The 10,141-nt window shown below is 32.6% G+C and carries 11 protein-coding genes; 4 read left to right on the forward strand and 7 right to left on the reverse strand.

The window, feature by feature from the left end:
* Positions 1 to 118: 118 nt before the first annotated feature.
* Both V7083_RS17760 and V7083_RS17765 read left to right on the forward strand, forming a co-directional pair.
* Entirely contained in the window at positions 119 to 550 is a 432-nt protein-coding gene (locus V7083_RS17760; protein ID WP_335480371.1) for a GNAT family N-acetyltransferase, read from the forward strand.
* 202 nt (positions 551 to 752) lie between these two features.
* Positions 753 to 926 (forward strand): YjfB family protein, encoded by a 174-nt coding sequence (locus V7083_RS17765; protein ID WP_335480373.1) that lies wholly within the window; start codon positions 753 to 755, stop codon positions 924 to 926.
* Between the two features lie 258 nt (positions 927 to 1,184).
* Here V7083_RS17765 and V7083_RS17770 read toward each other — a convergent pair whose 3' ends face one another.
* The 6 genes from V7083_RS17770 to V7083_RS17795 form a co-directional block, all read right to left on the reverse strand.
* Positions 1,185 to 1,871, reverse strand: a complete 687-nt coding sequence (locus V7083_RS17770) for a YwqG family protein (protein WP_335480375.1) — start codon at positions 1,869 to 1,871, stop codon at positions 1,185 to 1,187.
* 132 nt (positions 1,872 to 2,003) lie between these two features.
* Entirely contained in the window at positions 2,004 to 2,495 is a 492-nt protein-coding gene (locus V7083_RS17775; protein WP_335480377.1) for a prolyl-tRNA synthetase associated domain-containing protein, read from the reverse strand.
* Positions 2,496 to 2,942: 447 nt separating this feature from the next.
* Positions 2,943 to 3,689, reverse strand: coding sequence for a formylglycine-generating enzyme family protein (locus V7083_RS17780; RefSeq protein ID WP_335480379.1), 747 nt, complete (start codon positions 3,687 to 3,689; stop codon positions 2,943 to 2,945).
* Between the two features lie 602 nt (positions 3,690 to 4,291).
* Entirely contained in the window at positions 4,292 to 5,275 is a 984-nt protein-coding gene (locus V7083_RS17785; RefSeq protein WP_335480381.1) for a BtrH N-terminal domain-containing protein, read from the reverse strand.
* A 129-nt stretch (positions 5,276 to 5,404) separates the two neighbouring features.
* On the reverse strand, positions 5,405 to 5,896 hold the full coding sequence (locus V7083_RS17790) for a DinB family protein (RefSeq protein ID WP_335480383.1): 492 nt from the start codon (positions 5,894 to 5,896) through the stop codon (positions 5,405 to 5,407).
* Positions 5,897 to 6,143: 247 nt separating this feature from the next.
* On the reverse strand, positions 6,144 to 7,001 hold the full coding sequence (locus V7083_RS17795) for a MurR/RpiR family transcriptional regulator (RefSeq protein ID WP_335480385.1): 858 nt from the start codon (positions 6,999 to 7,001) through the stop codon (positions 6,144 to 6,146).
* Positions 7,002 to 7,283: 282 nt separating this feature from the next.
* Between V7083_RS17795 and V7083_RS17800 the strand changes: the two genes are divergently transcribed.
* The gene (locus V7083_RS17800; protein ID WP_335480387.1) at positions 7,284 to 8,300 is read left to right on the forward strand and encodes a Gfo/Idh/MocA family oxidoreductase; all 1,017 of its coding nucleotides are present in this window, start codon (positions 7,284 to 7,286) and stop codon (positions 8,298 to 8,300) included.
* A 38-nt stretch (positions 8,301 to 8,338) separates the two neighbouring features.
* The gene (locus V7083_RS17805; protein WP_335480389.1) at positions 8,339 to 9,316 is read left to right on the forward strand and encodes a Gfo/Idh/MocA family protein; all 978 of its coding nucleotides are present in this window, start codon (positions 8,339 to 8,341) and stop codon (positions 9,314 to 9,316) included.
* Positions 9,317 to 9,597: 281 nt separating this feature from the next.
* Here the strand turns inward: V7083_RS17805 and V7083_RS17810 are convergent, their stop codons facing one another.
* Complete coding sequence (locus V7083_RS17810) at positions 9,598 to 10,131, reverse strand: cell division site-positioning protein MapZ family protein (protein ID WP_335480391.1); 534 nt, start codon at positions 10,129 to 10,131, stop codon at positions 9,598 to 9,600.
* Positions 10,132 to 10,141: the final 10 nt, after the last annotated feature.

Here is a 10,141-nt window from a genome sequence, read left to right on the forward strand (position 1 = left end):
GAGTAATAACTATATGACGTGATATAATATTAACAAAATTCAATAAATTAACATTTATCACTTTAAAAAAGTAGATCATTCATAACTAAAGATAATTTAATGGGGAGCGAGGGATGAAATGGAGATTAAGCATGCAACAATGGATCAATTTGATATTGCATTTGATTATATTGAAAAATTATGGACGTCAAATGATTACGATAAAGAAACAATTAAGAAAGTCTATCAAGAAGTGGTGGAAAATGAAAATGATTTCGCATTTTTCCTTTATGACGAAGGAAAAGTAAGAGGTTTTTGTCATGGAACTTATTTCAATACGTTCTGGCACTCAGGAAAATCTTGTTATGTATCTAGTATTATTTCTAACGAAGAGGATCGTGGTAAAGGATACGGGCGTAGGTTGATGGATTATGCTAAAAAATCAGCTGAAGATTTAGGGTGTACTGCAATGTTCCTTGATACTGGTCTTGCTAGAGAAAAAGCACATCGTTTTTATGACATCTATGGTTTTGAAAAATGTGCATTTTGTTACCAGCTAAAACTCGATTGATTAATGGTCTTTACTGTATTAAACACACAAATACACATGAAGAAAGTTAAGTTGTATCTTTATTGGGTACAACTTTTTTGTTGAATTGTAAAGGGTCTCCTGCCGACAAAACTGGTGTGTCTCTATATTTCAATTATTTTGCAATAATGGTCTTAATTTTAGTAATATATAGCCGATAATAATAATAAGGGAGGTGTATTTCTTGGATATTGCAGCTTTATCAATTAGCATGCACCAAGCTTCACTTGGTCAAAATGTTAGTCTAGCTTTAACGAAAATGTCTATCGATAATGCCGAGCAAAATGCAGCACAAATGGTTGAAATGCTTCAAGCGCCACATCCAACTTTAGGTCATTCCATCGACATAAAGGTATAAGCTACTGAAAAAAATGTATTCTAATTTGGATACATTTTTTCTACTTTTTCCACTCTTAATATAATTGAACATTAAGTTTTTACTTTAAGTTTACCATTTCACAAATTCATTTAAAATTTAATATATAGATCTAATTCTTTAAAGAAGTTGCTCTAAAATCTGGCCCAAAAATGAAAATAAGCGCTGACCCTTATTTATGGATAGCGCTGTTTAAATGGAGATCACTCAACAATATTTCGATAAATATAACATCATGAGTTAGAAACATTGCAGTGTAAATTGAACCTTATCGAATTGCTTATTAACTAATGAGGTCTTATCAATACAGAAATAGATAATGCCTGAATCTCCCCAAAGCAATTCCATATCTTCTTCATCTGAATCGATCTGTAGGAGAAGAACAGCTTCTTCCGGGTTAAGATCAAATTCATCAAATACATCATTTTGGATGCTAAATGGATACCCCAACATGTAGTGAGCCGGTTCGTAATTTCCTTGATCATCACTTGGCTGAATAAGTTCTTGCCTCATTTCAGAGTAGTTTTCTTCATCGTCATCACTAAACTCAATATCTTCTGGATTCTCCGGAAGTGTCAGTCTGTTTACGAATGTCACCTTAAAAACAGGTAAAGAGAAATAGTCTTCGGTCTCTTCCGGGTACTCTTTCCTTCTTAACTCTTTTTTGTCCCCATCAAAGTATAAAACCTTAAAACAACCTTCGTCCTCTTCAAAACCCCATGGTTGTTCTTTTACATCATAAAATATATAAATGATTCCATTACTCGGAAGAATATGTTCCTCGTCATATGGTTTTACTTCATTTAAGTCAAATTGTCCTAAAAACGAGAGATAACCATTCTTGTATTTAGGAAACTCCCAATCTAAAGGCATATCCGGTAGACCACCAAGTTTAGAGGAGCCTAACGGAATTTGTTCCTCCTCCACTTTATTTTTAATGACTTTAATGGATTGTTTTGCATCTTTTAAAATGTCCTATTTTTTGTGAAGTAATTCGTATTCTTGCAACAGTATATGTAAATCTTGCATTTTCTTTACCTCCTACAAACATGGTTTGTTTTAATAGAGTTCAATAATATTGTACTCGTAACCAATTGCAGTTATAAATTTATACATATCCACAGTAGCAATAAAGATAGTTTTAGTGTTGTCATTTGGGTGAAAACTCATCAATCTTTCTGAGAGCATCTCTTTATCTAAGTAGACTTTTATATCATGTTCACCATTGTTTAGCAATCCAAAAATGGAAACAAAACCAGGAGGTAACCCCATTTTTTTCATTAACCTTTCTGGTGATCCAAAGCTAATTCGTTTTTCATTAAGAATTTCTGCAAGGTTTTCCATATCAAGTTGCTTTACATCATCCATAATTACTAAATAATATGCATTCTTTTTTTTGTTAGTTAAAAAAAGTGTTTTAGTACGTACTCCCTCTTTTCCAACAATATAGTTATCTGCTTCTTCTGTTGTCAAAGCAGGAGGATGTTCAACAACCTCATATGGAATATTCATCTTATTTAAGGCAACATATACTTTCTGGTATTGTTCCATAAAGAAAAGACCTCCAACTAAATCGTATTAAAATTCAAAATATTACTATTCATTAATAATATTTTATCATAAAACAACTCTTCTACCCCTGTAGTTGCATAAGAAAAAGCCGTCTAAATGACAGCTGTTCTTCTGCTCTTGCACCCGAGACTTTTAGTGTCATCCTTCACAATCTCTTTTACAAATTAATATAAATCCTATCACTAATAAGTATTTGTTCGAAATCCATTACAATACAAAAAGACGCCTTCTTATTCAAGAAATACGCCCTTAATGGAAAGATCGTCCAACATTATTTAGGATCTTCTTGCTTCTTACTTAAAATTTGCAGAAAAGTATCTCAGAAAGTTTCGAGAAATTATCCTCTCATACCTCTTTTGGGTTCTATGAACCCTGTATCCACTTATATATTCCTATTAACGTACATCAATATAGTATTTCAAATTACTAAACGATTGATCTAGCAATTCTAAATCCGATATCATCTATATAAAAATCTGGCATACTCTTTCGACGGCAAGTGGCTCCACATCCACGTTCTTCTTCAGCCCAACTGCCTCCACGAATTATTCTGTAATTACCAAATATCTCTTCGTCGTATAAATCCCAGCACCACTCCCAAATATTCCCGATCATATCATATAAGCCCCAATCATTAGGCATTTTCTTTCCAACCTCGTGTACTCGTTCGTTAGAATTATCTTTATACCAAGCGATTTCATCAATTTCACCATACCGATATCCTTTTGATTTTGCCTTACATGCATATTGCCATTCAGCATCTGTCGGTAAACGAAAACCATTAGAACTATAATGGCAATGAACTGATTTACTTTCATTATCAATTTCATAAAACTTGTCATAACCCAATGTATCAGATAATAAGTTACAAAAATTCACTGCATCTTTCCATGAAACATTAACAACTGGTTTTCGATCCTCAGTTGTTGTTAAAAACTTCTTCCCCCAAATAATCGCATAAAATTCTTCTGTCACCGTATATTTGGCAAGATAAAATGGCTTAATTTCAACATTCCAAATAACTTCCTTTAAATTTTTTCTAATACCCGGCATTCCAAATTTATAGTTTGAACTAATCCATTTTTGCTCGTTTCGAAAATCTCGTAGGCTGATTACTCCTTCAGGAATATAAACCATTAATTCTTTTAAGTAGTCATTTAAGTTAGCTAACATTGTCCTCTCCTAGGTCTGAAATTAATATTATTAGACACAAATTCCATATTAAGACATCTTTTAAGGATTATTGTTTAGCATTTCATCACAATATCATTCTAATATTAACATAAATATCCATTTTTGGTTGGAAGTCTATTCAAGAATTTGACCCTATGTCTAACACAAGTTAAACACTTCTCTTCAACAAAACTGCACTGTTAGTCCAAGTGAGAATTCTCACAAACTCTTTCACAGATAATGATTTTCTCAAAATGCTTTATTCAATTAAATGGCCTTGATTGTTGAAAAAAACTAATTACCATTGGTCAACTAAACTCCCGTTAGCATATCAAGAAAAAATGACCGCCTAAGCGATCATCTCTGAATAACTAACTTTCACTCAAGCACCCTTTATTTAAGTGAAATCATTTAACATACTTCATTATTAAACAAATATAGTTTAAATTAGGGGCCTTTTAGGGCACTTCTTTTTAAACAAAAGCAGAACTTATATTTTTGAAAAGAAGTTGATTCAGTTGGGATCTATCTAAAAGCGTAGAATAAGGTTTACGGCTAACTGTACCATTTCTCTAAATTCAATTTTTCTGGATACACCACATTTAACTGATTCTTGATAGTTGCTTCATTGCATCATATTCTTTGTTTGATAACTCCAAAAGAAGATCAGAAGCTTGATTTAAGAATAGTAATTCCTGAGTTTCTCCAGCCTTTATGATCAACTTAGCTGTTACCTCCCACATTGGCGCAATTTCGGTAAACAGATTGTAGGCGTTTTGTATAAGAACATTATCAAATAAACTCAAACATTCTTTTAAGAAATCTCTGTAAATATTTCTAAAGAGGGAGCCTCCGGTTCCTCCACGTTCCATTAGAGTAGCAGTTAATACTAAATCTTTTTCAATATTTTTACTTCTCTCAAACCATTTATTAATCTCTACACTTGTTTTCTTAATACCTTTATAGCCCAAATTATTAATAGGAGGATTAATGTAAGCAATAGCGTTATTTTTTATTGCTTTTGTTATCACATCCTTTAAATTTGGTACACCCTCTTTTTTCTTGATGGTATAAGATAGATTTTTTGAAGACATTGGACCTTTTTCGTTTCTTGCCAATGCCAAATTTTCGAGAATTGTTTTTACTAAACCACCCTGCTGTTTGGTATCAACTAGGTAGGCAAAACGATCGTCATATCCATACATAGCCACATAATGGCCAGCAAAATGTACTTTATTGGTAAAATAATCTAAGTAATAACTGTCAAGTTTCAATCCTACTATAATTCCTTTATCTATATTCTGTTTTACATTTTCCCAAGCCTTTTTTTGGGAAGAAGTTTCTTTTACATCCAATTGAAGATTTAAATTATTTACAATGCTATGGGTAAGAAGATCTGGTTTAACTCTTCCTCCAAGGAACGGAAAATCCATGTTTTTCATGTCCCAATATATATAACCTAATCCTTCACCAATGCCAAACAACATCGCTTCAGACATTTCAATTCCTAAATTTTTTAGCAAACTTCCGGTAGCAGTAGTTTCACAGTGTTGGCCTGAAAAAGGTGAGAAATTTTTTATTAACATTTGTCCATTCTCCTTATCGTCACTTTTTTCCAATAAATCCTTTATTACGATATCCATAAATTCAATTTCATTTTTAATTAATAAAAGAGGGTGTCTGAATAATGCTTGTACGTGAACGGGTAGTCTTATTTAATCCCCTTTAGTATTAAATTTCCAGCTTTTTTGTTGTTTCCTAATGTAAACGATTTGTCCAATGTGGTATGCGTTATGCGTGGACAAATTTCCTAAGACTTCCCACCACTTTGCGGTCTCAGGGAAACCATTCACATCAGTTTCTACCTTTTCTTCAGTAAGTAAGTCTTGCCATTTAAGCAGGACTTCTAAGAGGCTCTGTTTTAAGTCAGCAAACGTTTTATTTTCAGGAATAATAAAGCTTTCATTATTGTCACTTATGGGCGCAACGGCATTCACATGAGATTTTTTGTATCTTTTTTGCCAAGTTTCATTCCAGTATAGGAGATGTTGTACAATTTCTGCAATACTATTGCTTTCATCATTAGGTTTCCAAAACGCTTCTTCCTCTTTTAAGTTTGCTACTGATTTCGAAAACGGAACATACCAGCTAATATCGTTCGCATTTGCTAATAATTGATCTTTCAAAACATCTTTTGCATGAGACATAACCAATCACACTCCTTCTATTTATAAATTTTGTATTTCGTTACCCTTTTGAAATCTCCTGCATTATTCCATTAATTAGCCCTTTCAAGCAAAAAGCGCAAATCCCTATTCCGGAAATGCGCCCTATTATTGAATAAAATAAGAAAATTAAAATAGTAAAGGAGAAATTTCTTATTGATTGTTACTCCGGAAAATGCTCTTTTCTGGAATAACTAAGTGAAAAATCAACATGACTCATTAAGTATGATTAATGCAGCTCCCATTTTCTAATAGCCTCTTCCTTTTTCTTTAGATCAAGGAGGTTTTTGGTGTATTCCTTCGCATAAATAATGGAAAATAGTGTATCTAAGATATATTCAAAGGAAATTTGTGAAGAAAAGGTTCCCACTTTAAAAAAGTCGTATTCATCATAAGGCACTTCTATTATCAACTCACACAATTTAGAAATAGAGGATTCTGAATTTGCCGTTAAAATGATGGTTGGAATTTTCATTGAAGCTAAATATTTTAGTATGTTCAAGTAGAAATACGAGCTACCAGCATAACTAATAAAAATGGCACAGTCCGTTTTGCCCAAGCTTAATGCATTCCATGTTGCTTCCCCATACTCATCAGCGATGATTAAGTGTTTGTTAATTTTTATAAACTTGTTTTGAAAGCTGCGGGCACGAATCTGAGAGTCTCCATTTCCAAAAAGATAAATTTTGTTAGCATTTCTCATCATTTCTACAGCTTTGTTTAATTGATTCTGATCTAGTTTCACTAGTGTCTTTCTGATGGTTTCAATCGTCAAGTCAGCCATTTTTTTGGCAATGTTAATTGAACTGTCAGTTGGTAGAAAAGGAAAATTAGGATCAACATGTGCAACTGCATGTTTATTACTTTGGATTTCATGAATTAATGCTACTTTAAAATTTCTATATCCTGAGTATCCTAACTTCTGACTAAGTCTAATAATGGCAGAGTGGGAGGTAAATGTGTTTTCAGCAAGTTCCTGAATAAACATATTCGGAACATCCTCTTGGTTTATTAAAATATAATCAGCAATCCTTATTTCGGTGTCAGTAAAGCCCTGCTTTTCTTCAAGTTTCTTTAATAAATTCATATTTTCCTCCATATTTTTTTCGATAAGCCATTATTTTATATATCTAATAAGATCCGACACACACTGAAAAAAATAATCACTCAATGTAATATAAATCATAATTTTGACAGAAGTTCTCGTCAACATCTTCTAAAATGAGCACCTTCTTAAACATTATGTTCAGTCTAGTATCACCTATTCTAAGTATTGTTGAAAATGAGGTCCTATCTGATATAAAAGTATTCCCAAACCTTATCACCTTAAATATAATCAAGCTACAAAAGAGAATTGGAGGAATTTTTCATGTTAACTATTGCTTATATCGGAAACGGAAAAAGTACCAACCGTTATCACTTACCTTTTTCATTAAAAAATGAAAGGATTCGTGTAAAAACCATTTACTCACAGGAAAAGAACAGTGTTTGGAGGAAAGTATCAGGTGTAAATTATGTTAATGATATTAATACAATCTGGAATGATGAGGAGATTCAATTGGTCGTCATTTGTACTCCATTAGAATACCATTATGAATATGCTAAATTGGCTCTAGAAAATGGCAAAAATGTATTAGTCGAAAAGCCATTTACACAGACTTCTGACCAAGCAAAAGAGTTATTTGCCCTTGCAAAAGAAAAAAATCTATTTATTCAATGTTATCAAAATCGCCGATTTGATTCAGATTTCTTAACAGTTCAAAAGGTTATGAATAGTGGTGTTTTAGGAGATATTTTTGAAGTTGAAATGCACTTTGATTATTTTAGACCTGAAGTACCTATGTCTGCAAAAGGATTTTCTAAAGAATTCAGCTTTTTGTATGGACACGGATGCCATACGATAGATCAAGTTTTGTCTCTCTTCGGTAATCCAAATCGTATTACTTATGATGTTAGACAGCTACTTGGAAAAGGACATATGAATGACTATTTTGATTTGGACTTCCTTTATGACTCTAAAAAGGTGTCTATTAAGTCCAGCTATTTTCGTTTGAAAGAACGCCCTAGCTTTGTCTTATATGGTAAAAAAGGTGTTTTTGTAAAGCAGTCAAAAGATCGGCAGGAAGAACACTTGAAACTATTTTATATGCCCTCTAATAAGGATTTCGGTATAGATTTACCAGAGCACTACGGCGTTCTAACTTATATAGATGATGATGGAAAATACCATGAAGAAAAAGTCACTTCAGAAGTTGGTGACTACGGGCGTATTTATGATGGCATTGTTGAATCAATTATCTATGGAAAAGAAAAAATAGTTAAAGATGAAGAAACCATTCGACAAATAGAAATTCTTGAAGAAGGTATTAACAAAATCGAAGATTAGGAGTAGATATTTGCATAACAATAATGAGGTGAATGACAATGAAACTTGCAATAATAGGTTCTGGAAAAATTGTTGCTGATTTTTTAACTATAGCCGGAGATTTACCCGATACTGAATTAGTAGCCATCTTTGGTACGGAAAGAAGTATACCAAAAATGGAAGTAATGAAAAACGAATATGGAATTGGAAAAATATATACCGATTATGAAGATTGTTTACAGGATTCAGATATTGATACCGTATATATCGCATTACCCAATCATCTACATTATTCTTTTTCAAAAAATGCATTATTAAGAGGAAAAAATGTCATTTGTGAAAAACCATTTACACTAAAGGTTAGTGAGTTTACGGAGCTAAGAAATATTGCAAAAGAAAATCATTTGATATTAATAGAAGCGATTACGACCCAATATTTATCCAATTACTTATCAATTAAAGAATCCATTCATGCTCTTGGAGATTTAAAAATAATCGAGTGTAATTATTCTCAATATTCTTCTCGATATGATGCTTTTAAAAAGGGAGAAATCATGCCGGCTTTTAACCCTAAAGCAGGCGGAGGAGCATTAATGGACATCAATATTTACAATATCCACTTTGTGGTTGGAGTTTTAGGAAAGCCTGATTCGGTAACGTATCTTGCAAACGTTGAAAGGGATATTGATACATCTGGCATTCTTTTATTAAACTATCCAACCTGTAAAGTAGTTTGTATTGGTGCAAAGGACTCGACAGCACCGATACGTACTTTAATTCAAGGCGATAAGGGATCCATTGTATTAAACGGTCCTACCAACGTATGTGATTCTTTTGAGTTGAATATTAATGAAGAGGATAGCCGAATCATCGATAATAAAGTCCACCCTCATAGAATGTATGAAGAATTTTGTGAATTTGCAAGAATGATCAATGAAAGTGATTACACCAAAGCCAATAATATGTTAGAACAGAGCCAAATTGTGATGGAAGTTGTCGAGGAAGCAATAATTGATTCAGGAATTAAGTTAGGTTAATTTTTCAATTTTTAACTTACTAATATTGCTTTTAAAATAAGTTTGATCAAAAACACCTAACAAACTGGCAATTTATGATAAATATTAGAAACCATTTTGAAAAAAATTGATCAAAATGGTTTCTTTCCCAAATGATCTAAGTTTCGTTACTATAAAAAAGTTTGATCTTACCCACATGGGCAACTTAATGTTATCCTTTTTCTGTTAAAGTGTCTTTTTGTTTTAAAATTTCCACCCTGCATACAACAAGATAGCACCCGAAATTTCAGCAACTAGTAATACTAACCGTGATACCAACCTGTTTTGCAGTTAATAGTGATAAGCTCGATCCATTTACCTTTTCCATTTTGCTGTACATACATAGTGTAAAAACCTGGAGAACCTTTTTTACTAGAGTCAGCTAATTTGACTAATTTTATTTTATCTTGTTTTGTAACATATTGGTTATTATAAACACTTTTTATCACTTCTGACTTTACTCCTGGTGCCCAATTAAATGGATCAGCAAATCTAAGGTCGTCTGTTTTGACATATGCATATTTGTTGTTGTATTTGATTTTTGAAAAACCATATTGCTGATAAGAATACCAGTTGTCCTGATCCTTCCCAACAGCTACACCGCCATATACTTCCACCAAATGCCCTGCTTTAATTTCCCCTAATGTTTTATATGTTGAGCCTGGGGATGACTTTACAACAAGGGTTTTAGCTGCATAGGCTTTGTCATAGCTGGCTGCATCTACTCGAGTTAAGTTGAATGAAAAAGATAGGGCTAGTAAACAAGTAGCAACTAGAAACGCAAACAATTTTTTCATTTTTGATACT

Origin of the sequence: Bacillus sp. JJ1764, assembly GCF_036962145.1 — a bacterium.
Taxonomy (GTDB): Bacteria; Bacillota; Bacilli; order Bacillales; family Cytobacillaceae; genus Neobacillus.